Below are 24607 nucleotides of genomic sequence, written 5' to 3'. Positions count from 1 at the left end.
TTTTTCCCTTCATGACATTCCATATTTTTCTATTTTTCGATATAAGCTAGCCCGATGAATCCCTAAAAGCTTGGCTGCCTCTTTTATATTTCCAGCTGTCTTTTCCAAAGCCCTTGTAATCGCCCGTTTTTCAGCCGATTCCACTTCCCCCTGCAGTGAATAACTCATCTCATTCTTCTCTTGATCCACCGCAAATATTTCATGATATAACCCTTCTTCCAAATCTTTTTTCCGCAAATAGACCGGAAGATGATGCACTTGAATAATTATTCCTTCTATAACATTCATCGCTCGTTCTAACACATTCTCTAGCTCCCTAATATTCCCTGGCCAATCATGCTCCATGAATATATCCCTTACTCTCTCATCCAATGAAAGAACGCTACTACCCAGCTCCCCATTCAATTTCTGAATTAAAAATTCCATTATATGTATCATATCTTCCTTTCTCTCTCGTAACGGAGGAATATCGATCGCAAACACATTCAACCTATAATATAAATCCTCCCTAAATTCCCCTCTTTGCACCATTTCACGAAGATTTCGATGTGTCGCCGCAATGAAACGGACATCAATCTTTTGAATTTTCGTACCACCAATTCTTTCAATCTCTTTCTCTTGCAACACACGCAGCAACTTCACCTGCATGTCCAAAGACATATCACCGATCTCATCTAAAAACAACGTTCCCTTATGGGCCAACTCAATCTTCCCAGGCTTACCACCTTTTTTCGCTCCTGTAAAAGCCCCCTCTTCGTATCCAAATAATTCAGCCTCCAAAAGATCCCTCGGAATCGCTGCACAATTCAAACGAATAAATGAACCCCTAGCACGCGGACTTGCACGATGTACCGCATGCGCAAAGAGCTCCTTCCCTGTACCGCTCTCTCCTCTTATCAAAACGGTAGACCGACTTTTAGAAACCTTCAAGGCCATCGTTTTAACTTCTTTCATTTTCGCACTCTCTCCTATAATACTTTGAAAGGACAACCTACCTTCTTGCAACCGCTGTAATTCAGTTTGATAGTAAGATAACTTTGATTCCATTGCACTAATCTGATCCCCCAAAGCTTTAAACTGCTGTATATCATGAAACATAATTTTACCAATCGCACCAATAACCTCACCGTCCTTAACAATAGGTATGCGAGTTGCGATAATATCCCGATTATTTATGCGCTGTATATGCCCAATTTCCACCTGTCCCGTCTTCACGATAATATGCATCCTCGTATTCTCAACAACCTCCGTACAATGCTTACCTATCGCTTCCTTTGGATCATCAATCCCTAAAAATTGTGCATAAGAACCACTTAAAAAATTGACAATCCCTTGTTCATTTACCCCTAGAATACACTCCGACAGTAAATTCAAGGCATTTTCATACCGACTGATGATACTTTCCAAGGACTGTATACTTTTTTCCTTGTTTTCCAAAATGGCAATTGATCCATCTTCTTTCCCGCTCTGATATACACGGGATTCATTTATAATCAATACTTGGTTGCCCACCTTACACTCGTACTTGTACAAACTATCATTTTGATTCACTACTAGCTTTTTACGATCAGGAATAATCGTTGATATATGCTTACCTATTATTTCATTTTCTTTTTTATGTAACATGCTGCAGAATGGTTGGTTGCTGAATGTGATGATTCCATCATGACTTATGACAGCAATTCCGTTATTCATTACCTGAAGAGCCTGGCTTGTTAACTGCAAATTCATTCTTTCATCCATATGCATTTGGAAGCCCCCCTATCAAATTGTGCTCTTTCTCGCATGTATTATATATTCATTTTAAACATTTACTTTCCTTCGGCTCTTCCGTTTGAAGTAATAATTTCTTGAACCAGTAATATAGCTGATTAACCGGTAGGTTCTTTTTTGACACCTGTCAGGTTTTAATAATCCAATTTCTTTAAATCCTTAGATGTAAGAAGATGAATCTCATGGGCTATTTACAACTTGTAGGTGAGGAATATTTGACGCTTACCTTAGATACCTAATGAGTTTTATGAAAAGTTAAAAACAGTTGATGGAGTGTCTTCCATCAGCTATTTTTATTACGAATTTTGGTGATGAAACCCATAATTATTAGGTTTACTTTAGCATAAATTCTTATCCCCCAATCCCCAACTAAACCATCTCCCATGCCCTTCCGTTTCACAATATTCGTTTCCGTTAATATAATAATCAATATGAAGGTCCCGGTCCCACATGTTGTTATATAGGTGGAATACATCACGTTTTGCACCAATTTCTTTAATTTGTTTTTCTAGCGTATGTTTCACACCTTCTGGTATTTGATTCGCTACATGTGTATGGAAAATACAAATCACTGCCTCTTCCCTTATTTGATCTACAATGGATAGTAGAAGCACTACACCATCTCCTTCAATTAATTGCACTGATTGTTCTTTTACAAGTTCTGCTGCTTGATCGAATAGTTCCAGTCTTTCTTTATGTTCTGGCCAAATAAGCGCACGTAACCATAAATAATCTTCGTCATCATTTAAATCGTTCCCATGTAAATCTAGTCCGATTCTTTCTACGACAGGTGGACTTTGTTTTAGCAAATACGGCATATTCTCCCCTCTTATTTCAGAGGTTAAATGAACATTTGATTGTCTATTTCCATACACTTCTTCCGTTCCATATGAATAACGATATTGGTCCCAAAATAGTTGTAATCCCGCACTTGTACCAATTTCTATTAACGCCAATGGTTTGTTCACTTTGTTAAATATGTAACAGAAACTTGGATATAAATAGGCACATCGTCTTACTTCATTCGTTTGAACAAGTTTCGTTTGTAATAAAGAGATAATTTCTTCTTGATATACATGGCAAAAATCTTTAAATTGGTAAAAGGCATTTCCAAAATTTGTATCAGTATTTTCAACTAAACTACGATAATACCTTTTTAAAGTATGTTTTTTTCCTTTTAACAATAAATAGTGTACTGCACCTAATAATAAGTTTGGGATTGGTTGACCAGGTTGTGCATAGGAAGCTAACGTAAGAACTTCCTCATCTTCAGAAATTTTTATTGATAAGTATTCGTATAAAGGGCTCGATCCTTTACATTCATTCGCAGAAAAATTTCGAAATAAGTTTGCGACTTGTTCTTTTGTAAGCATCGGTATCCCTCCTGTTTTATTTTCGGAATAATCTTACCATTAATTTGTCATTAACTCTATTTTGTCAAATTAGATGTTACAAAAATAGAATTTTACTAGTTTCCAAAGATAAAACATAAAAATAGAAGTTTTTTTGAGATAACATCAAAATGGAATTCTTCTCCCAATTCAGCTTTACTACTATGCTTTTTACCCTTATGACAGAAGAATTCTATGAAATAAAACGTTAAATAGTTTAAAATTATCAGATAACACTAGATATTTTAGTCTATTAATTATTATAATAGACTATGAGATGGTTATATAATTGAGACAAAAAAGGTAAGTACCTAGGTGGGGCCTAGGCGGTGTTTTCTTTTTACGGCTTAGATATAAAAACACCTACTCTTTTTTGCCAATATAGGGGATGGAGAGATTATCATGAGCAACATGCAGCAAAAAACAGACGTTATCTTAATTGGCGCTGGAATTATGAGCGCAACGTTAGGATCATTACTTAAAGAATTGGCACCTGAATGGGAAATTAAAGTATTTGAAAAACTCGCTAATGCCGGAGAAGAAAGTTCTAACGAATGGAATAATGCTGGTACAGGACATTCTGCGCTATGTGAGCTTAACTATACATCCGAAAAATCTGACGGGTCTATAGATATTGGTAAAGCTGTAAAAGTAAATGAGCAATTTCAACTTTCAAGACAATTTTGGGCGTATCTTGTTAAGAGAAACTTAATTCGTAATCCACAAGATTTTATTATGCCACTACCTCATATGAGTTTGGTGCAAGGAGAAAAAAATGTGGAGTTTCTAAAAAACCGTTTTGAAGCGCTTTCAAAAAACGCTCTATTCCAAGGAATGGAATTTTCTGATGCACCTGACACATTAAAAAAATGGCTTCCACTCATTATGGAAGGTCGTAATTCTAATGAACCTATGGCGGCAACAAAAATTGATTCTGGAACAGATGTTAACTTTGGTGCGCTAACACGTATGTTATTTGATTACTTAAAAACTAAAAATGTGGAGCTTAACTACAAACATAGTGTCGAAAATATTAAACGTGCGAAGAACGGTTTGTGGGAAGTAAAAGTACATGATATGAATAGTGGTAAAATCGAACACCATACTGCAAAATTCGTCTTTATCGGCGGCGGTGGCGGTAGCCTACCTCTACTTCAGAAGACTGGTATTCCTGAGTCAAAACATATTGGAGGATTCCCAGTAAGTGGACTATTTATGGTATGTAAAAACCAAAAAATTGTAGAGCAGCATCATGCAAAAGTATATGGAAAAGCTAAAGTTGGTGCTCCGCCAATGTCTGTACCTCACCTTGATACAAGATATATAGACAACAAAAAAGCTTTACTGTTTGGACCATTTGCAGGCTTCTCACCTAAATTCTTAAAAACTGGCTCAAACCTTGATTTAATTGGTTCTGTAAAACCGAATAACGTCTTAACGATGTTAGCAGCCGGTGTAAAAGAAATGGGATTAACAAAATACTTAATCCAACAAGTTATGTTATCACACGAAAAGCGTATGGAAGAATTACGTGAGTTTATTCCGAACGCTAAAAGTGAAGATTGGGATACTGTCGTTGCTGGACAACGTGTGCAAGTAATTAAAGATACTGATGCTGGTGGTAAAGGAACACTTCAATTTGGTACAGAAGTTGTTAGTGCAAATGACGGGTCAATCGCTGCGTTACTTGGTGCTTCTCCAGGTGCTTCTACTGCTGTTCACGTTATGCTTGAAGTATTAGAAAAATGCTTCCCAGAACGTATACTAGAATGGGAGCCAAAGATAAAAGAAATGGTCCCTTCTTACGGCGTGTCACTTACGGAAAATCCAAGACTGTTCCAAGAGCTTCACGCTTCAACAGGACGCACACTTGGGTTAAATGAAAAAGAAGCTGTTCACAATTAATGAATAGATTAAAAAAACGACATAATAAAAACGTCCGATATATTCGGACGTTTTTATTATGTCTGACGAAGAAATATAGTGACTAAAATTATATCTGCGATTCGACAAGAAATGATAAATCCCCGTTAACTCTCAACTATAAATTATACTTATCGATATTATCCTTCGTAAATACAACTCGTTCAGGAAGTACGATAATACCGTTTCCTTCTGCCTCATAATCATACCCTTGAATTGAGTTTGGCTCGACTTGTTTTGTAGCATTCTATATTTCTTTTTTCATATCTAGAACACTTTTTTCACTGGACTATTTATCGCTTCAACTGGAATAAACAAAATAACGAACACATATGTTTAAGCTGTGGTCAATTGTTGAAAGGGATGAAGAGTATGTCACAGCTCAACTTTGAAGACAATTTGTTAACAAAAGTAGCTTGGTACTATTATAAAGATCAATTAACCCAACAAGAAATTGCTTCACTGCTTCACATTTCAAGAAATAAAGTCGTCCGGTTGTTAGATAAAGCACGCACGGAAGGTGTCGTCACATTTCACGTAAAAGGTACTGGTTTGCACTGTTTAAGCATCGAACGTGACCTTATGAAAAAATTCCATCTAAAAGATGCTTTCGTTATTCCAACTCCAACAGAATATTATGCATATTCACTCGGAAAAGCTGCCGCACAATATTTAGAAACTCATCTGCAACAAGGAGATTTACTTGGGATTGGCTGGGGAGAGACGATAAGTAAAATGCTAGAAAACATTCATTTTGATAGCTCTATGAATCTTTCCATCGTTACTCTTACAGGAGGCGTAAATCACTATATTCCAAGGAATCAAAACTATTTAAACTACATGCAAGGCGATCTTCATATTATTCCTACCCCTTTTCTAGCATCTACAAACGAAATGACGCAAATTATTCTATCTGAACCGATCGTAAAAGATATGCTTCACGTCGCTTCACTCGCTCATACAGCAGTAGTTGGCATTGGAAGCTTATCTCAAGACGCCACAATTGTGAAAGAAGAAAAATTAACACTACGTGAAATGACTTATATACGTAGTCAAAACGGGACAGGAGATATTTTAGGGCAATTTTATAATACTGCCGGAAAACAATTAGAACTTCCCCATCATAACCGTCTTATCGGCACACCACTCTCTGTTCTTCAAGATATGAAACATGTCGTTGGTGTAGCTGGCGGCACGGAAAAGATAGATGCAATTTACGGCGCCTTAAAAGGAAAGTTCATTCATACATTAATTACCGATGAAGAAACTGCCCTCTCCTTATTAAGAAAGGAAGGTGACTCTTAATGTCTACTCTATTAGCTTACGACGCTGGTACAGGGAGCATTCGAGCAGTTCTTTTTGATTTAAACGGTAATCAACTTGCTGTTAGTCAAAAAGAATGGATTCATAAATCAGATAGTCGTTACCCTGGTTCTATGAATTTTGATGTAACAGAAAACTGGCAGCTCGTTCAAGAATGCACGAAGGATGTTCTTCAAAAAAGTAATACGTCCCCCTCTTCTATTAAAGGTATTAGTGCAACGAGTATGCGTGAAGGCTTTGTTTTATACGATAAAAACGGGCAAGAAATATGGGCTTGTGCAAATGTTGATGGCCGCGCGTCAGCGGAAGTTAGTGAGCTAAAACAAATTCGTTCCGAAATTGAAGAAGATTTATATAGAAAATCTGGTCAAACTTTTTCGTTAGGTGCTTTACCTCGCTTACTTTGGATTAAAAAACATGAACCAGACGTGTACAGAAACATTCACTCCTTTACGATGTTAAACGATTGGATTTTATATAAATTGTGCGGCGTACTGCAAATTGATTCTTCAAATGGATGTACATCCGGTATATTCGATTTACAAAATAGAGCTTGGGATAACTGGGTTGCTGAGCAATGCGGTCTTACTCTATCCTTTTCACCAAAAGTTAATGAAGCTGGCACAGTGATTGGGAATATCACAAAAATAAGCGCTGAATTAACAGGATTACATGAAGGAACACCTGTCGTTGCTGGCGGCGGTGATGCACAAATGGCATCGCTCGGAACTGGAGTTGTAAAGCCTGAACAAACATTTATATGCGGGGGCAGTTTTTGGCAACAAGAAGTAAATATAACAAAACCAGAAACTGATCCAAATGCGGCGATTCGTGTAAATTGTCATGTCATTCCTAACCTATGGCAATACGAAACAATCGCTTTCTTCCCTGGCCTTGTTATGAGATGGTTTCGAGATGCTTTTTGCCAAGAAGAAAAAAGGCTTGCTGAAAAATTTGGCGTAGATGCTTATGAATTACTAGAAGAACAAGCGAAAAAAGTTCCTGTAGGCTCACATGGCATAATCCCCACTTTTTCAAATGTAATGAATTATATTTCTTGGCGACATGCTGCACCATCCTTTTTAAATTTAAGTTTAGATGCTGAAAAATGCGGTAAAAAAGAAATGTTCCGGGCAATAGAAGAAAATGCCGCCTTCGTTACATTCGGCAACTTGAAATTAATAGAGGCTCTCACAGGTAAATTTCCTTCTGAAGTGATTTTTGCTGGCGGCGCTGCTAAAGGAAAACTTTGGCCGCAAATTCTTTCAGACGTTCTTGGAATCCCAGTGAAAGTACCAGTTGTAAAAGAAGCGGCAGCTTTAGGAACTGCAATTGCTGCTGGGGTTGGTGCTGGCATATATTCATCTATGGCAGCGACTGCCGAACAGTTTGTACAGTGGGAAAAAACATTTGAGCCAGTCACTGAAAATCATGAACTATATAAGGAATTCTATGAAACATGGAAAACTGTGTATAACAGTCAGCTCGCTTTAGCCGATAAAGGGCTCACCTCACATATGTGGATTGCACCCGGTGCTCTGTAACACATTACATAAAGGAGTGAAATGTATGTTAAAAGCGAATGAAAATGATTTCTCCTATCGCTTCGGTGATAACGGGCCTAAATATTTAATACAAGGTCCAAATATCGATCTTGGCCTAGTCGTGATTCAGCCTGGGCAAGAGTTTCAAAATCACTATCATACAACGTGCGAAGAGGTCTTCTATGCGTTAGAAGGCGAAATAGATTTCTATGTGAATAACGAGAGAGTTCCGATCAAACAAGGGGATGTCTTGCAAGTTCGACCTCATGAATCCCATTATCTTATTAACCATTCTGATAAGCCTTTTAAAGCTGTTTTTATAAAGTCACCACATTTACCAAATAAAGATACTGTACAAACTGAAAATCCAACATTAACGAAGGAGTGATTCCTAATGACTTGGGGATTTAAAAATCGATTAAACACAATTTTACCTGACGGCAGAGCGGTTATGTTAGCGATAGATCACGGCTACTTTTTAGGGCCAATTCACGGACTTGAACAACCGTTAGAAACAGTTAAAAACTTGCTTCCATATACTGATTCCCTCTTTTTAACACGAGGCGTATTAAGTTCCTGTATTCCTGAAAACTGCAACACACCGATGGTTATGCGTGTATCAGGCGGGGCAACTGTAGTAGGCAAAGATTTAGCGAATGAAACAATTGTTACACCTGTGAAAGAAGCAGTAAAACAAAACGCAATTGGCGTCGGCGTTTCTGTCTTTGTTGGATCAGACTATGAAACACAAACTGTTTCAAATCTCGCAAACGTAGTCTCTGAAGCTCACGATTACGGCCTGCCAGTACTCGGTATTACCGCCGTTGCGAAAGAACTACAAAAACGTGAAGCTCGCTTTCTAGCACTCGCCTCCCGCGTATGTGTTGAAATGGGAGCTGATATTATTAAAACGTACTACTGCGAAGGATTCGAAAAAATCACAAGCACATGCCCTGCTCCAGTCGTAATCGCGGGAGGACCGAAACTAGATTCAATCGAAGACGCATTAAACATTACGTACAACGCGCTGCAAGAAGGCGCAATCGGAGTAGACATGGGCCGAAACATATGGCAGTCCGAACATCCAGCCGCGATGATTCAAGCAATTCATGGCATTGTGAAAAATGGATTTAGTGTGAAAGAGGCGCTGGAACTATATAATGATGTGAAAAATTAATGTAAAAAGATGGACTATTTATTATAACGAGTTCAGTTAAGAGGAGTAAAACTTGTTTTGACAATCAAACTACACAAGGAAAAGGATGGCAAGTGCCATCCTTTTTGACATACATTGAACTTTTACTGTTTTCAAGTTTCCTTCTTCGACTAATGAGCCAAAATTTTAATCAACCTTTGCTCTTCCTAATACCCCATCTGGAATTAGCTTTTTATTTACAGAACGTAGTATGCCTTTTTCAGACAAGTATGAACGGCTTGAATTTGAAATAAAGTTAGATTAGATTAAAATAACGGACATATTATACGGTTAATATGTCCGTTATTTTTTGTTCTCTAGATTCACTAAAGCCCACTCAATCACGATAATTGCCGAATGAATACGTTCCTTCGTATTCCCTAAAAACACTTTATTAAGCAAATCATCAAAATTAGTCGGTCTAATAGGTAATGCTTGAATATACCTTAAAGCATATCCAGCTGGAGGTGTCGGCCTGTTATTAATAGCCCATATTCCCTCTAGCAATGTCCACATTGATGTGTGAACTATGTATGAAGCTTTTAACTCATCTTTTGCTTTCAAAGCAGCCTGAATTTTAATTAGCGAACTATTTAACCAATGAGAAATGCCTTTTACTTTATCACTAGAAACAGAATAATTTTCATATTTATGTTGAGCTACTTCCTTTAACCTTTTCAACTCACCGTTACTATCAAATAAAATTTCTCCTTCTAGAAAAGAGTATAATTCCATTGGATTATTTTTAAAGTTTAATTGAATTCTATTAACCTCTGCATACTTATATTCAATTAAAATACCTTCTCTCATTTCAGAATGAAAATCTTTCTTTTGTCCATTCTCTAAAAGAACATATAAGTCTATATCGGATTCGGGGTATGCGTCACCTCTTGCGATAGATCCGATGAGCATTAACCCACTCACTTCATTCCTAGCGATATATTCATTTAGAATTTTATGTACTAACTCTTTATGGTTTTCATATGTAATAAATGAAAGATTTTCTATCATTTCTATCCTCCAAGTTATTGAGCGCGTAATATACTTCCTATAAGAATATATCGATATTTCTCAGCTTCTAAAATACGCAAACACCGTTTAAACGATATTGAATTATATTTCCCCTCATACATTTCCATTATAAACACTGCTAATTTTCACATCCCGAGCTCTATTTTCACATACTTGTGAAATGCTTAGTCGCATTGCTTTCTATTAATTCTTTGTACAATTGGGTGATCATCTTTTAGTTGCAGCAGGTCCCATAAATTCCCGTATAAATCCTTAAACACTGCAACAATTCCATATGATTGCTCTTTCGGTTCTCTCACAAATTCTATTCCTCTTGAAATCATTTCATTATAATCTCTCCAAAAATCGTCAGTATTTAAGAAAAGAAAAACTCTACCACCTGATTGGTTACCAATAAAGGGCTCTTGTTCAGGTTTAGATGCCCTAGCTAGTAATATTGTGGTGCCGACTGAACCTGGAGGAGATACCACTACCCAACGTTTGTTTTCTTCCGGCTGATAAATATCTTCAACTAATGTGAAATTTAGTTTCCTTGTATAAAACTCTATTGCCTCATCATAGTCTTTTACTACTAATGCAATATGAACTATCGATTGAACCATTACTGTCCCTCCTAATCTTACTCACTAATCGAGTTTATATTATAACATTTCTAATTTTAACCTGTCCGTTAATTCTTCTTACATCACATACGAATCATTCTCTTTATTCAATGTTAATAACCATCTATCAGTAAACAGATAGATGGTTATATATTTGAAAAATTATAATTAAACAAATGTATTATTACGACTTCTGATAAGCCGATTTCGATGATTTCACATAATAAACCCCATGTTCAACCTTAATGATATGATCTGGTTTTGGCTTACCGCGTCCCGCTCTATGTCCCGCTAAATGTTCTTCGCTCGTTTCCCAGTTTTTCCATGCTTCTTCCGATTCCCAGCGAATCATAACTACAACTTCTTCGTCTCCGCGTCTTACTTTTTTCACGAGAACACTTAAGTCGATGAAGCCTTCAAATTTTTCAATAATGCCTTCTCCTGTAAAACGCTCTACAACTATATTAGATGTACCTTCTTTTACTGTAAATGTTTTAGTTTCGATAAACATTTAATCCCACTCCCTTTTTATAATACGAATACTAGTATTCTTCCATTATAATTGATTATGATAATTGTTTTCAATTATAAAGTTTTAAATTATTTGAATTATGCCGATTTCTTTTCAATTGACTCATCCAAAAATTTAAAATACGGAAGCAATATCCCACTTAAAGAAGTGGCACATATAATCGCACCGATGATAAAGTATAATACTCTCACTCCCCACATTTCACTCAGTATTCCCCCTAAAAAGACACCTAATGGCATTGCCGAGCGTATGAAAAATAGTCGCACTGAAAAGACTTTTCCTATCATATTATTTGGGACAGTTTGTTGGCATATCGTCGTGTTATGAACATTGAAAAATGCAATACATATACCGGCAATTACTTCGATTACAATCGCAATAATAATACTATTATTTAAACCTAGTGAAATGTAAGTAAGGCCCCCTACGAATAATCCTCCAAGCATAAGTAGTCGCCTGCTTCTATACTTCACTTTCCCAACTAACATGGAACCAACTACATAGCCAAGCGGGAATCCTGCCATGAAGTAACCGTACTCAGCATATCCTGCTGAAAGTTCGTCTTTTATATAAGGAAGATTTGTAACCATCGTTACCCCTACTCCGAATTGAACGAAAGTAAGAAATACCCCGAGCCAAACGATAACTGGTTTTGTGAAAAAGTATGTAAAGCCGTGAAGAAACTGTTCTAGCCACGTTTTTCGAAGCTCTTTCTTTTTCCTCTTTTCTGTAATGAAAAGTAATAATCCTCCACTAATAAATAGACAAACGCACACAAAAAATAGTGTAAGCTTCATTCCAATAAAATGAATGACGATACCACCTAATACTGGAGCTAGAAACATCATAAGACGAGCCATCCCATCAATATACGCATTTGCATCTTGAAGCTGCTCTTTACTTACAATGCTCGGTGTAATCGCTTGACTAGCAGGTGTATAAAGCGGCGTAATGAGCCCTACTATAATTTGAACTACGTAACATGCCACACTTCTACACTGTTAGTAACTAGCATTACTAAAGGCAGTAAGAAAACAGAGGCCCGCACCCATTGCGAAAAAATCATAATCCACTTTCTGCTCCATTTATCAATAAATGGGCCACTTATTAGTTGCAGTATGAGAGATGGGATAAAATATAGTAACCACATGCTACTTAATGCTGTTTTTGATCCTGTTAATTCATAAACGAGAATTGAATTACATAACGTCCCGAAAGCCTCGCCTAATTCTGAAATTGCACTACCTATCCACATAAAGTGAAACTTTAATCAGTGGGGGTTTTGTCCATCCCCCACTGATTATTAGTTGAACCAATCGGGCTTTTACGGGCAGTTGATCTCCCACCTAACTTCCTAGCATTCACCGAATTTTGAGGTGGGAGTCTTACTGCCCGTTAATGCGGGATAAAAAAGAATGAACGATTTTTCAACACATTTCCCAATATAACTCACCAACTTTTCTATTAAATTCCTCCCTTTATGTACATTCTCGTTGTATATTATCTATTCAAAAATGCATCTAATTCTTTCGCTAAAGACTGCACTGCTTTCTTTCTCAATACATATTTTCCGTCTTGAATATCAACTAACTTTGCTGAACGTAAAAGTTTCAAATGATGATGTACTGTCGATTTTCCTAGTTGTAATCTTTCCGTTATTTCTTGCAGCGCACGCTCTTGTTCAAATAGTAGTTTTACAATACGCAATCTTGCCTCATCCCCGAGCGCCTTATGTTTATGAACTAAAAAATAACTCGGCTCATACGGATCTTCTGGATGTATACTTTCATTTGCGACCGGATAATGAAACACTTTCGTATCTTCAATATCAGCTTCTATGTTCCACGGTCTGTATGTAATTTGCGGGATAAGAAGTACGTGATGAACACTTGGCTCTGGCATATATGTAACTCCACCTGTTGCCCACTCTACAAACTCTTCAGGTTGCATCTTTTTATTCATTTCAGTTTTCGCTTCATAATCTCGTTGTAGTATAAAAACAATTTCTTCTGCCTCTTTTTTAACAACACTGTCATACCACCCTGTCATAACGGCGATTAAATGCGTTTTTAGTTCACGCACATCAACATGACATACAAACTCTATATACGTAGAAAAAAACTGATGATCATGTGTCAGTTCCTTTAGTTCGTGTATTGCAGATGCTTCCCCGCTTACTGCTAAACGTCTTTTTTCCTCATACACTTCTCCTAAAAACGGTAAACATATATACTTTAAATCTTCTTCTGAAAGTGAATCGATATTTGCAATAAACTGTGATAGATCCTGAAAATCTCCCTCATACAATAACTGAAGCAATGATTTCCATGTATTATTTTCTTCTACAAACTGTAAATGCTCTCTCATCTCTACCGATAATGATTGTCTAATTTCTTCCCATTCACTTTGAGTCTTTTCAAGAGTATCGATTAACCTCTTATGAGTAATTGCCGCAATGCCAAGTGCACATTCGAAAAGTATCGAATACTTCATTTGAATGTTGTACGTTTCCCTCTTTCTACTCGTTACGTGAAAGACTTCCACTTAATCCCCTCCTTATTTGCTATGTATTAAATTCTATATTTATCGAATTACACCTTCTAAATTTTTAGAATTTTAAAACTTTATATTGCTACAAGTTTTAAAATTTAAGCTACAGTTAATTTTCTTGTTCAACTATGAGGCAGGTTTATTGAAGAGAAAGGAGAATTTATTACATTTAGAAAAATGATTTAGAAAGCATAAGTTTATTTCTGCAATTGCTACAACGGCGTCATATTGTTCTTTTAGAAACTTCCAAATATCAATCAGATGATAAGTAAGTACGTTTCTACCTAATTTCTCTAACACTTATTGTTGGTCTATCTCATAGTTAAGGAGGCTATACGAATGGGTAAAAAAGAAATATTACAAAATGGGGTCAAGCAAGTTTTTTACGAAGAAGAATGGTATCCACCGATATCAGAAGCGTTAAAGAATCTTACCGCTGCACAAGCATGTTGGCAACCCGAAGGAAAGGCCAGTAATACGATTTGGGAAAATGTAAACCATTTACTAACCTTTAAAGAGCGTTTACTTTCCCGCTTACATCAAGATGACACATTTGTTGCTCCACAAAATAATGATGACACGTTTGTCCAAGGTGGACCTAACGATGATGAATCGTGGCAACAAACAGTGAAGCGAACGATTCAAGTACATGATGCCTTACAATCTTCATTAACATCCCTTCAAGAAGCAGAACTGGATCAACCAAGTCCGTCTCTACCAGTTTGGCAACAATATCTGAATATCCTATTGCACGATGCTTATCATACAGGACAAATTGTACAACTTCGTAAACTCCAAGGTTCCTGGCCATCGCATCGTTCATATTTATAAAGTGAAACTTTAATCAGTGGGGGTTGTCCATCCCCCACTGATTATTAGCCCTCACCAAGCGGGCGTTTACGGACAGTTGATCTCCCACCTAACTTCTTTGCTCCACCTGGATTTTGAAGTGGGAGTTTTACTGCCCGGCAAATAGCGGGATAAATGATGATTAAAGATGATAGACAAGCATATGATTCTACATTTAGCAGAATAAGCACGCAAAAAAGCAAATGAAATTCAAACTCTCATTTGCCTTTTTGTATGTTGGAGAAACGTCCTACAATGAATTATTAACCCTAATTAAAATTCAACAAAGAATGTTCAATGGATAAAGTAAAACTTTAATTAGGCATTTCCGGGCCATTATCTCCCGCCTCACTTCCTCGTATTCGCCAAGTTTTGAGGTAGGAGTCTTACCGCCCATTAATACAATTCATTTACACTTATTAGTTCATCTGCGCATCGTTCAATAGCCCAATTATTTCACTTAACATTTCTTCTGTAAAAGCACCTGCGCTAAAGTTCACTAATGCTCGTAATGGCATATAGTTCAGCATAGCGTCCATCATTTCAGAGGCATCACTATCCCCTTCAGTCATACTACCAAACGGACTGTCTTTTAATGCTTTTTCCATAAGCCCTTTTGCGATTGGTGCTAAGATTGGGTCCGTAAATATGTCCCCAAGTAACGTATTACGATGCACTGGTTTTTGAATTATAGTCGTTGATTGAACATACAAGCTATCATGTAAAACAATCTCTTTTGAAGACTTTCCTACTAAAATCTTGAATTCACCTGTTTCAACATGCCAGTCCTTTAATTCAACATTATAATAAGCAAATGATCTTTTATTTAAAGTAAAGTTAACCGTTTTTTCTTCTCCCGGCTGCAATTCTACTTTTTCAAATCCTTTTAGCTCTTTTTCAGGACGAGTCATACTGCTTTCAACATCTTTTATATAAAGCTGAACAATTTCTTTCCCTGCTCTACTACCAGTATTTTTCACGTTCACACTGATAGAAACAGTGTCCGTATCCGTTATCTCTTTCTTATTTATTGAAAGATTACTATACTCAAAATTTGTATAGCTTAATCCAAAACCAAATGGGAACAACGGTTCAATATTTTTCGCATCGTAATAACGGTATCCGACGAACACACCTTCTTTGTATTCCACTTTGTCCCCTTCACCAGGGAAGTTTAAGTAAGAAGGATTATCGCTTAACACTTTCGGGAATGTTTCCGCTAATTTCCCGCTTGGATTCGCATCACCAAATAATATATCGGCAATCGCTCCGCCTAATGCTTGGCCACCTAAATAGCCTTCCAGTATTCCTTTTACTTTACCTATCCATGGCATTTCAATTGGAGCACCGTTACTTAAAACTACAACGATATTACTTTGAACTTCAGCGATAGCCTCAATTAATTGCACGTGATTTTCTGGCATTTGTAAATGTTTTCGATCAAAGCCTTCAGATTCATAACGATCTGGAAGTCCAACGAAAAGGATCGCTGTATCTGCTCGCTCCGCTATTTTTTTCGCTTCATTAACCATGCTTTCATTTACATCATCACTTGCAATGTCATAGCCTTGGGCAAATAATATGTTAGTTTTTTCACCTGATACCGTTTCAATTTCTTCGAGAATACTTTCAAGATTTGTTGGATTAATATGAGAGCTTCCGCCGCCTTGAAAACGTGGTTGCTTTGCAAATCCTCCGATTACTGCTACCGTTCCCTCTTTTTTCAGCGGAAGAATGGAATCTTCATTTTGTAACATAACCATACTTTCACTTGCAACTTCTCTTGCAAGCTGATGATGCGCGTCCTTACTATATACAGCGTTTTCTAATTGGTTATCATAAGCTTTAAAAATAATGTAAAGAAGACGCTCTGCCGCTTGATCAAGCTTTTCTACGGATAGCTCACCACAATTAACTGCATCAACAATTTTCTTCTCACCAATTCCAAAGCTTGAAGGCATTTCTAACTCCAAACCGTTCGCTAAACTTGCAACACGCTCATTTACTGCACCCCAATCAGAAACGACAAAACCTTCAAATCCCCATTCATCTTTTAAAATATCATTTAATAAATAGTTATTTTCCGAAGCGTATTCACCATTTACCTTGTTGTAAGCGCTCATTACTGTCCAAGGCTGTGCTTCCTTAATGACATCTTCAAAACTAGCAAGATAGATTTCACGCAATGTTCTTTCATCAACAATTGCATCTACAGACATTCTGCGATGCTCCTGATTATTAGCAGCGAAATGTTTTAATGACGTTCCAACCCCTTGACTTTGTACGCCTTTCACATGGTTTGCAGCCATTTGTGATGATAAATACGGGTCCTCTGAAAAATATTCAAAGTTTCTTCCGCATAGCGGCGAACGTTTTATGTTTGCACCTGGTCCAAGGAGAACTCCTACATTTTCAGCCTGACATTCTTCTCCTAATGCAACTCCTACTTGTTTTATTAATTCTTTATTCCATGTACTCGCTAATCCTACTGCTGAAGGGAAACACGTCGCTGGAATACTGTTATAAATTCCTAAGTGATCTGCTCCCTCTGCCTGTTTTCTAAGCCCGTGTGGTCCATCAGTTACCATAATTGAAGGAATTTCTAATCGCTCAATCCCTTTTGTATTCCAAAAGTCTAATCCAGAACATAGACTTGCCTTTTCTCCTAATGTCATTTGTAAAATGATTTTCTTAATATCTCTTTTCATGATAGCCCTCCTAAAAATAATTAAGTAAACGCTTTCTTAATGTTATTATAGTTATTATTTTTTAGATATTATGGTATATTTTTTAGAATACTTGTAAAAATTTTAGCTGATTATATATATGGTTACTATGCAGAGGGGAAAATGCTTTTTCCTCCTAGGTGTTTCTGCTGTTTTTAACTTGTACACATATTGACTGATTTTTAAAGAATAGAGGTTAAAATAATGAATTGCTCCAAACTAGAGGATTTATATTATATTTGTAAGCTAGTCTTTGACATACATAAAACACCTATCTTTTTCATTGATAACAAAGGGGATTTTGCATTTGAAATCTCGCCCAATTTTCAGCATAACCCTTTGTATTCTTCAAAAGAGGCGTTATTTAATCAACTATTTAGGGGAAATCCACCCTATACTTTTCCGGTACTTGAAGAGACTGCCTTTCTTGAAAATTTTTTCTCAATTAACTTACGTTTAAACGATCAATTTTGCGGGAATATCATCGTTGGACCAGTCCTTTATTCCAGGTTATCAGAAACTTCAATTAAAGGAATCGTTAATGATCTTCAACTAAAAATAAACAAAGAGGAAATGATTCGATATTATCAATCGCTCCCTGTTTTAAGCAATTTGCAATTTTTAAATATAAGCATAGTTCTTTATTACATGCTGTATCAACAAAAATTAGACATTGCTGATATTTCGCAAAAAAATATACTGTTAAAAAAGGATGATTTTGAGATTGAACAGCCCGCTATACATATATCGGAGCAACGTCAAAGTACATTAACCCATATCGATCCACTAGTTGAAAGGAAAATATTTGAGTGTATTAAGGAAGGAAAAAAGGATGATTTAATTAAAAATCTAAGAAAATTACCTGAATCAGGAGATCTTGGGGTGTTGTCAAAAACAAGTCACCTGCGAAGCCAGAAAAATTCTGCCATCGCAGCAATTACACTTGCGACAAGGTCGGCTATAGATGGTGGACTATTCCCTGAAATCGCATATACCCTCAGTGATTTATTGATTCAAAAACTCGAAGAAATAAAAAAAAGTGAAGCCATTTCCCCATTTTTAGAAAATGCTTTACTTGAGTTCTCAGAACGAGTTAAAAACGGGAAAATGCAAAAACATTCAAAGCCTATAAACATATGTCAAAATTATATATTTACTCATCTTTACGAAGATATTACACTATCCCATCTAGCAGAAATAGTCGTATTAAATCCTAGTTATCTATCTTCCCTTTTCAAGAAAGAAGTTGGAATTTCATTAGGCGAATATATTCAGCGTGCTAAGATAGATGAGTCAAAAAGCTTAATGACCTATACAAAACATTCTATATCAGAAATCTCCACACTATTAAATTTCCATGACCAAAGTCATTTTACAAAAGTCTTTAAAAAACATACTGGTATTTCACCTAAACAATTTAAAAATGGACACAGTTATTAGTTTTTAAAAATTTATCATACTTCCGATAATTGTTGTCCTTCGTTCTACCAATAGATTTATTTTGTTGCTTTACATTATTAATACATATCCTTTATAAAGCAAAAAAACATTAATTTTTATTACATAAATTGAAATAGATTAATCCCAAACATAATTTACATTCTTTATAACTTCTGATCATAATCCAAATTTGGAAGAATAGGGGCTTTTTTATATACAAATAATAAGCCTCAAGGAGTTGTTGACATGCATTTCATATTAAATATGTTAGGGATTTTCATTGTAATATTATTTGTTTTCCTATGTTCGCCTAATAAAAAACAAATAAAGTGGAGACCAATCGTTATTCTAATAATATTGGAGCTTTTTATTACGTGGTTTATGTTAGGCACCAAATTGGGCAGTATCATCATTAATAAAATTGCGTCATTTTTCAGTTGGCTACTATCATGTGCGAATGAAGGTATTCGATTTGCATTTCCTTCAGCTATGGAAAATCAAACAGTTGATTTCTTCTTTAGCGCATTACTTCCTATCATTTTTGTTATCACTTTTTTTGATATTCTTTCGTATTTTGGAATCTTAACTTGGATTATTGATAAAGTTGGTGCAATCATTTCAAAGATTTCTCGTTTACCAAAGTTAGAAAGCTTCTTTTCCATTCAAATGATGTTTTTAGGAAATACGGAAGCACTTGCAGTTGTTCGTGATCAATTATCTGTGTTAAAAGAAAATCGTTTGTTGACTTTTGGAATTATGAGTATGAGTAGCGTCAGCGGATCCATTCTTGGTGCTTATCTATCAATGGTTCCAGCAACATATATTTTCAGCGCTATTCCTTTAAACTGTATTAACGCATTAATCTTGGCTAATGTTTTAAATCCTGTAGAAATTACTAAAGAAGAAGATGTTATTTATTCACCTTCAAAAAATGAAAAAAAAGATTTCTTTTCTACTATTTCAAACAGTATGTTAGTTGGGATGAATATGGTTATTGTTATTTTAGCGATGGTAATTGGATATGTAGCATTAACAGCGTGTTTAAATGGTATTTTAAGCTTCTTTGTAGCAGGCTTAACAATTCAAAAAATCTTCTCTATTATCTTTAGTCCTTTTGCATTTTTACTTGGTGTATCAGGCAGTGATGCTATGTATGTAGCAGAATTAATGGGGATAAAAATAACAACAAATGAATTTGTTGCAATGATGGATTTAAAATCAAACCTAAAGTCTTTACAACCACATACAATTGCAGTTGCCACAACATTTCTAGCTTCTTTTGCAAACTTTAGTACAGTAGGTATGATTTATGGAACTTACAATTCATTATTTGGCGGGGAAAAATCATCAATAATCGGTAAAAATGTTTGGAAGCTTCTTGTTAGCGGAATGGCTGTTTCCTTATTAAGTGCTATGCTTGTGGGGCTTTTTGTGTGGTAAATGAATATTGATTTCGTTTTAATTACAAAAGACACCCAAATTAAATTGGGTGTCTTTTGTAATTTTTTTGATTGTTCTTTTATAATTCTTATCCCCGAATCTGTCCATTTCCACGAATCACATATTTTGTGGAAGTTAATGCAGGAAGCCCCATTGGTCCCCTTACGTGTAGCTTTTGTGTACTGATGCCAATTTCTGCGCCAAATCCGAATTCAGATCCATCTGTAAAACGAGTCGATGCATTATGGTAGAGTGCTGCGGCATCAACAGATGTGAAAAACTTACTGACGTTTTCCTCGTTCTCTGTAATAATCGCTTCGGAATGCATGGATCCATACGTATTTATATGATGAATCGCTTCTTCCGCTGAGGAAACCACTTTAACCGCCAGTGTGAGAGATAAAAACTCTGTTTCCCAGTCTTCTTCTGAAGCTAATGCAATAGAAGAATCAATTGCCAATGCTTTACTATCACCACGTAGCTCCACGCCTCTTTCCTTCAAGGAAGAAAATAGCTCGCTACCAAATTGCTGCGTCCAATTCTCATGAAGTATAATCGTTTCAATTGCATTACATACAGATGGACGCTGCGTTTTTGCGTTTATAATAATATCAATTGCCATTTGTTTACCTGCTGTTTCATCAATGAAAATATGACAATTTCCCGCACCTGTTTCAAGTACTGGAACAGATGCTTCTCTCACTACAGTATCTATTAACTGCTTGCCGCCTCTTGGGATAAGAACATCCAAGTACTCATTCAATGTAAACAACTGCTTTGCACTATCGCGCGTTGTATCTTCTATGAGCTGTACACTTTCTGAAGGCAAGCTTGTTTGTTTGAGCGCCCGGTGAATAACGCTAACGATGGCTTTGTTAGAATGAATAGCAGAAGAACTACCACGTAGTATTACTGCGTTTCCTGTTTTTAAGCAAATTGTAGCAGCATCCACTGTCACATTCGGCCTTGCCTCGTAAATCATTCCGACAACACCAAGTGGTACACGCATCTCCTGAATAGATAATCCATTTGGTCTTTCCCATGCACTTACACATTCTCCAACAGGATCACGTAAATCAATTAGTTGCTTAATACCTTCAGTCATATCAATGATACGCTGTTCATTCAGCATAAGACGATCAAGAAGAGAATCAGAAAATCCTTTAGCCTTACCTTCTTCGATGTCCTGTTTGTTTTCCTCTAAAATATAAGCTGTTTCTAATATCAACTGATCTGCAATCGTAGCAAGTGCTTCGTTTTTTTGATTTGTAGATTTAAGCACAAGTTCTCTAGCAATTTCTTTCGCCTTTTTCCCCTTTGCCAACACTTCATTCATTTTTATTTCCTCCTTTTAAAAAGTTAATAAGTAAAAATTCGAGACCCGTTTATCTCCACCAACTAAGTGTTTCCCGCCTATGGAATTAAAGAATTTGAGCAGTGGACTCTGCCCTCTCTATTCTTAAAATGAAACCCAATGATCCCTATGGATAACTTCATAGCTATGCCTTTCCCCTCTTGCTTGAATATCCTGACTCTGCATACCTTTTAAATCCCTTAGTTCCTCTGCACTGTACCTGCATTGTCCTTTCCCTATTACGTGCCCTTGTTGCGTAATTACTTCCACGACTCCTCCCACTTGGAAAAATCCTGATACATTAGTAACACCAGCAGGAAGAAGACTCTTTCCATGTTGAATGATGGCAGTGGCTGCCCCCGCATCTACTTCAATTTGTCCGCTAACAAGCGAATGCAAGGCGATCCATTGCTTGTTCATCTTAATCACTTTTTGAGGAGCATTCCCGATATATGTTCCATCACCTTTTCCCTTCAGAACATCTAAAAACTTCTCCTGTCCACATCCCGTTCCGATAAATACACTCACTCCAAGAGATAGTGCCGTCTTTGCAGCATCGATTTTTGATTTCATACCGCCAGTCCCAAGTTTTGAGCCAGCATCTCCTGCAAGAGAAGCAATTTCTTCCGTTATCTCAGGAAGGAAATGATATTTTTTCGCATCCGCATTTTTCTGAGGATTTTGGTCATATAAACCGTTCACATCTGTAAAAATCATGAGCATATCCGCCGAAACAAGTCCGCTTACTAAAGCTGACAGCATATCATTATCACCGAACGTCAGCTCCTCTAAAGAAATGGAATCATTTTCATTGATTATTGGAAGAGCGGAACGGTTTAGTAGCTCTCCTAAAGTAGCGTAAGCGTTACCGTATTGTTCTTTTCTAGAAAAATCACTTCTCGTTAGCAACAGTTGTGCAGTAACGATACCATATTTACGGAATTCCTCCGTGTACGCCTGCATTAATAAACTTTGTCCGACAGCGGCAGCAGCCTGTTTCCCTTTAATTGTCACAGGTCTGTTAGGATACCCTAGAGCAGAAAAACCTGCAGCGACTGCCCCAGATGTAATCAACAAAACTTCATGCCCTTCCTCTTTCAATCGTGCCAATGCGGCAACGTGATCTGAAAGTTGTTCTTTACAAATGCCTCCATAACTTGCTGCCAAGGAACTGCTCCCAATCTTTACAACAATTCGTTGTTTTTTCACTTTTTTATCCCCCAAGTCTAAAATCAAATTTTTTATAAATTACACTTTTATTTATACAGTTTGCAGCTATGTCTATCCTCATCAATGCTGCACCTATCGTATTAAAGGGCAAAATAAAAATGACCGCTTCGCCCTTAATAAAATAAAAAGGACGAAACGGTCATTGTTCCGCGGTACCACCTTAATTGATATACATAGATATCCACTTGGCGCCTATAACGCAGGCGTACGCCTAAACTTTCATTTAAGACTCAGGGATAGGTTCGATACATTCTATACGAGGAATCTTTCAGCCGGTGAATTCCACTCTCTTTCGCAAGAAGACATATGTACTATTTCCCTTCAACGATTTTCAATTTAATTTTTTATATTATGCTATATATTTCGTTTTTGTGTCAAGAGGTATTTTGCAAAATGAATATGATGACAAGTTTCTTGTATGAGATTATGGACATACTGGATGATAGTGAAAATTGATATAACTATACTCATATTCATAAACATAAAATCTTTTAAAAAATCTCTCCTGTCATTCATGCGATTAATAACATATATTGTTCTCCATACCAAGGTATATAAAGTGAAACTTTAATCAGTGGGAATTTTGTTCATCCCCCACTGATTATTAGCCTTCACCAATCGGACGTTTACGGGCAGTTAATGCGGGATAACATAAAATCTTTAAATATAATGCGTGTACTTACATAATGTCGAATATAATTTATTTTTATCTTTTGTATTGCAAAAAGGCACATACTCTCTTAAAATGTTTCTTTATATTGCATGGAGATATCATTATTATTTTAAAATAACAATATCAGACCGATATAATTTATGATAAAAGGAGCCAGATTGAGTTATTATGGACAAACAAATTGGATTCATCGGATGCGGAAATATGGGGATGGCTATAATTGGCGGGATGATAAACAAAAATATAGTGTCTTCAAATAAAATCATTTGTTCAGATTTAAACACTACTAATTTAAAACATGCTAGTGAAAAATATGGACTAACTACAACTACTGACAACAATGAAGTAGCTAAAAATGCTGATATTTTGATTTTATCAATTAAACCAGACCTATACGCATCAATAATTAACGAAATAAAAGAAGTAATCAAAAACGATGTTATCGTCGTAACGATCGCTGCAGGAAAAAGCATTAAAAGTACTGAAGATGCTTTTGATAAAAAGTTGAAGGTTGTACGAGTAATGCCTAATACACCTGCTCTTGTTGGAGAAGGAATGTCTGCGCTATGTCCTAATGAAATGGTGACGGAAAAAGATTTAGAAGATGTATTAATCCTTTTCAATAGTTTTGGTCAAACAGAGATCGTAAGCGAAAAATTAATGGATGTTGTAACATCTGTAAGTGGTTCTTCGCCAGCATATGTATATATGATTATAGAAGCGATGGCAGATGCAGCTGTATTAGATGGTATGCCAAGAAATCAAGCATATAAATTCGCAGCTCAAGCTGTGTTAGGCTCTGCAAAAATGGTACTAGAAACAGGAATGCATCCAGGTGAATTGAAAGATATGGTTTGTTCCCCTGGCGGAACAACTATAGAAGCAGTAGCAACATTAGAGGAAAAAGGCTTACGAACAGCCATCATTTCAGCTATGCAGCGTTGTACGCAAAAGTCTGTTGAACTATCCGGTCAAACTAAAAAGTAACAACTGCAAAAAAGACCAGATTAGCTGAATACACAAATCTTTA

18 protein-coding genes, 2 pseudogenes and 1 other annotated feature are annotated in these 24607 nt (G+C 36.4%); of the genes and pseudogenes, 9 read left to right on the top strand and 11 right to left on the bottom strand.

Annotation, left to right across the window (positions count from 1 at the left end; translation table 11 throughout):
- Positions 1–9: 9 nt before the first annotated feature.
- Both MKX77_RS09775 and MKX77_RS09770 read right to left on the bottom strand, forming a co-directional pair.
- Positions 10–1749, bottom strand: a complete 1740-nt coding sequence (locus MKX77_RS09775; RefSeq protein ID WP_341306471.1) for a sigma 54-interacting transcriptional regulator — start codon at positions 1747–1749, stop codon at positions 10–12.
- 362 nt (positions 1750–2111) lie between these two features.
- Entirely contained in the window at positions 2112–3146 is a 1035-nt protein-coding gene (locus MKX77_RS09770; RefSeq protein WP_341306470.1) for a DUF2332 domain-containing protein, read from the bottom strand.
- A 420-nt stretch (positions 3147–3566) separates the two neighbouring features.
- Between MKX77_RS09770 and MKX77_RS09765 the strand changes: the two genes are divergently transcribed.
- The gene (locus tag MKX77_RS09765; protein ID WP_002013468.1) at positions 3567–5069 is read left to right on the top strand and encodes a malate:quinone oxidoreductase; all 1503 of its coding nucleotides are present in this window, start codon (positions 3567–3569) and stop codon (positions 5067–5069) included.
- 136 nt (positions 5070–5205) lie between these two features.
- On the opposite strand, the pseudogene MKX77_RS09760 reads toward MKX77_RS09765, so the two are convergent.
- Positions 5206–5322: pseudogene (locus tag MKX77_RS09760) on the bottom strand (autoinducer 2 ABC transporter substrate-binding protein LsrB); the annotation flags it as partial.
- Positions 5323–5459: 137 nt separating this feature from the next.
- Here MKX77_RS09760 and MKX77_RS09755 point away from each other — a divergent pair.
- The 4 genes from MKX77_RS09755 to lsrF are packed head-to-tail and all read left to right on the top strand — an operon-like array spanning position 5460 to position 9131.
- Positions 5460–6392, top strand: a complete 933-nt coding sequence (locus tag MKX77_RS09755; RefSeq protein WP_341306469.1) for a sugar-binding transcriptional regulator — start codon at positions 5460–5462, stop codon at positions 6390–6392.
- Positions 6392–7954 carry an autoinducer-2 kinase gene (lsrK, locus tag MKX77_RS09750; RefSeq protein ID WP_341306468.1) on the top strand — a complete coding sequence of 521 codons (1563 nt, stop codon included), beginning with the start codon at positions 6392–6394 and terminating at the stop codon, positions 7952–7954. Before MKX77_RS09755 ends, lsrK begins: the two co-directional genes overlap by 1 nt.
- A gap of 25 nt (positions 7955–7979) precedes the next feature.
- On the top strand, positions 7980–8342 hold the full coding sequence (locus tag MKX77_RS09745; protein WP_000909986.1) for a cupin domain-containing protein: 363 nt from the start codon (positions 7980–7982) through the stop codon (positions 8340–8342).
- A 6-nt stretch (positions 8343–8348) separates the two neighbouring features.
- On the top strand, positions 8349–9131 hold the full coding sequence (lsrF, locus tag MKX77_RS09740) for a 3-hydroxy-5-phosphonooxypentane-2,4-dione thiolase (protein ID WP_341306467.1): 783 nt from the start codon (positions 8349–8351) through the stop codon (positions 9129–9131).
- A 321-nt stretch (positions 9132–9452) separates the two neighbouring features.
- On the opposite strand, the gene MKX77_RS09735 is transcribed toward lsrF, so the two are convergent.
- The 5 genes and pseudogenes from MKX77_RS09735 to MKX77_RS09715 all read right to left on the bottom strand — a co-directional run bounded on the left by MKX77_RS09735 (position 9453) and on the right by MKX77_RS09715 (position 13859).
- Positions 9453–10160, bottom strand: a complete 708-nt coding sequence (locus tag MKX77_RS09735; RefSeq protein WP_341306466.1) for a nucleotidyltransferase family protein — start codon at positions 10158–10160, stop codon at positions 9453–9455.
- A 185-nt stretch (positions 10161–10345) separates the two neighbouring features.
- A complete protein-coding gene (locus MKX77_RS09730) occupies positions 10346–10783 on the bottom strand; it encodes a VOC family protein (RefSeq protein WP_341306465.1) in 438 nt (145 codons plus the stop codon).
- Positions 10784–10967: 184 nt separating this feature from the next.
- A complete protein-coding gene (gene hmoA, locus MKX77_RS09725; protein ID WP_142395788.1) occupies positions 10968–11294 on the bottom strand; it encodes a heme-degrading monooxygenase HmoA in 327 nt (108 codons plus the stop codon).
- A 98-nt stretch (positions 11295–11392) separates the two neighbouring features.
- Positions 11393–12570, bottom strand: a pseudogene (locus MKX77_RS09720) (MFS transporter).
- Between the two features lie 245 nt (positions 12571–12815).
- Positions 12816–13859, bottom strand: a complete 1044-nt coding sequence (locus tag MKX77_RS09715; protein WP_341306464.1) for an ArsR/SmtB family transcription factor — start codon at positions 13857–13859, stop codon at positions 12816–12818.
- Positions 13860–14204: 345 nt separating this feature from the next.
- On the opposite strand from MKX77_RS09715, the gene MKX77_RS09710 reads away from it, so the two are divergent.
- On the top strand, positions 14205–14696 hold the full coding sequence (locus tag MKX77_RS09710; RefSeq protein ID WP_341306463.1) for a DinB family protein: 492 nt from the start codon (positions 14205–14207) through the stop codon (positions 14694–14696).
- A 437-nt stretch (positions 14697–15133) separates the two neighbouring features.
- Here MKX77_RS09710 and MKX77_RS09705 read toward each other — a convergent pair whose 3' ends face one another.
- Positions 15134–17422 (bottom strand): glycoside hydrolase family 3 C-terminal domain-containing protein, encoded by a 2289-nt coding sequence (locus MKX77_RS09705; protein ID WP_341306462.1) that lies wholly within the window; start codon positions 17420–17422, stop codon positions 15134–15136.
- A 222-nt stretch (positions 17423–17644) separates the two neighbouring features.
- Between MKX77_RS09705 and MKX77_RS09700 the strand changes: the two genes are divergently transcribed.
- Positions 17645–18880, top strand: coding sequence for a helix-turn-helix domain-containing protein (locus MKX77_RS09700; RefSeq protein ID WP_341306461.1), 1236 nt, complete (start codon positions 17645–17647; stop codon positions 18878–18880).
- Between the two features lie 246 nt (positions 18881–19126).
- Complete coding sequence (locus MKX77_RS09695; protein WP_341306460.1) at positions 19127–20320, top strand: nucleoside transporter C-terminal domain-containing protein; 1194 nt, start codon at positions 19127–19129, stop codon at positions 20318–20320.
- Positions 20321–20408: 88 nt separating this feature from the next.
- On the opposite strand, the gene MKX77_RS09690 is transcribed toward MKX77_RS09695, so the two are convergent.
- Both MKX77_RS09690 and proB read right to left on the bottom strand, forming a co-directional pair.
- Positions 20409–21656, bottom strand: coding sequence for a glutamate-5-semialdehyde dehydrogenase (locus MKX77_RS09690; protein ID WP_341306459.1), 1248 nt, complete (start codon positions 21654–21656; stop codon positions 20409–20411).
- A 123-nt stretch (positions 21657–21779) separates the two neighbouring features.
- Entirely contained in the window at positions 21780–22883 is a 1104-nt protein-coding gene (proB, locus tag MKX77_RS09685; RefSeq protein ID WP_341306458.1) for a glutamate 5-kinase, read from the bottom strand.
- Between the two features lie 144 nt (positions 22884–23027).
- Positions 23028–23238 (bottom strand) — a binding site (T-box leader).
- Positions 23239–23745: 507 nt separating this feature from the next.
- Here proB and proC point away from each other — a divergent pair.
- Positions 23746–24564: a pyrroline-5-carboxylate reductase gene (gene proC / locus MKX77_RS09680; RefSeq protein ID WP_215553444.1), complete on the top strand. Its 819-nt coding sequence runs from the start codon at positions 23746–23748 to the stop codon at positions 24562–24564.
- The last annotated feature ends 43 nt before the right edge of the window (positions 24565–24607 follow it).

It is taken from the genome of Bacillus sp. FSL R9-9410, from assembly GCF_038050385.1.
In the GTDB taxonomy this organism is placed as follows: domain Bacteria; phylum Bacillota; class Bacilli; order Bacillales; family Bacillaceae_G; genus Bacillus_A; species Bacillus_A cereus_U.
Note: the sequence above shows the minus strand (reverse complement) of the source record. Positions and strands in the feature narration are given on the sequence as shown.

Coding starts and splice junctions, on each gene's coding strand:
- MKX77_RS09700 (WP_341306461.1), top strand. CDS start 17,645: ATGAATTGCTCCAAACTAGAGGATTTATATTATATTTGTAAGCTAGTC.
- MKX77_RS09710 (WP_341306463.1), top strand. CDS start 14,205: ATGGGTAAAAAAGAAATATTACAAAATGGGGTCAAGCAAGTTTTTTAC.
- MKX77_RS09745 (WP_000909986.1), top strand. CDS start 7,980: ATGTTAAAAGCGAATGAAAATGATTTCTCCTATCGCTTCGGTGATAAC.
- hmoA (WP_142395788.1), bottom strand. CDS start 11,294: ATGTTTATCGAAACTAAAACATTTACAGTAAAAGAAGGTACATCTAAT.
- MKX77_RS09765 (WP_002013468.1), top strand. CDS start 3,567: ATGAGCAACATGCAGCAAAAAACAGACGTTATCTTAATTGGCGCTGGA.
- lsrF (WP_341306467.1), top strand. CDS start 8,349: ATGACTTGGGGATTTAAAAATCGATTAAACACAATTTTACCTGACGGC.
- proC (WP_215553444.1), top strand. CDS start 23,746: ATGGACAAACAAATTGGATTCATCGGATGCGGAAATATGGGGATGGCT.
- MKX77_RS09755 (WP_341306469.1), top strand. CDS start 5,460: ATGTCACAGCTCAACTTTGAAGACAATTTGTTAACAAAAGTAGCTTGG.
- lsrK (WP_341306468.1), top strand. CDS start 6,392: ATGTCTACTCTATTAGCTTACGACGCTGGTACAGGGAGCATTCGAGCA.
- MKX77_RS09735 (WP_341306466.1), bottom strand. CDS start 10,160: ATGATAGAAAATCTTTCATTTATTACATATGAAAACCATAAAGAGTTA.
- MKX77_RS09695 (WP_341306460.1), top strand. CDS start 19,127: ATGCATTTCATATTAAATATGTTAGGGATTTTCATTGTAATATTATTT.
- MKX77_RS09775 (WP_341306471.1), bottom strand. CDS start 1,749: ATGCATATGGATGAAAGAATGAATTTGCAGTTAACAAGCCAGGCTCTT.
- MKX77_RS09705 (WP_341306462.1), bottom strand. CDS start 17,422: ATGAAAAGAGATATTAAGAAAATCATTTTACAAATGACATTAGGAGAA.
- MKX77_RS09690 (WP_341306459.1), bottom strand. CDS start 21,656: ATGAATGAAGTGTTGGCAAAGGGGAAAAAGGCGAAAGAAATTGCTAGA.
- MKX77_RS09770 (WP_341306470.1), bottom strand. CDS start 3,146: ATGCTTACAAAAGAACAAGTCGCAAACTTATTTCGAAATTTTTCTGCG.
- MKX77_RS09730 (WP_341306465.1), bottom strand. CDS start 10,783: ATGGTTCAATCGATAGTTCATATTGCATTAGTAGTAAAAGACTATGAT.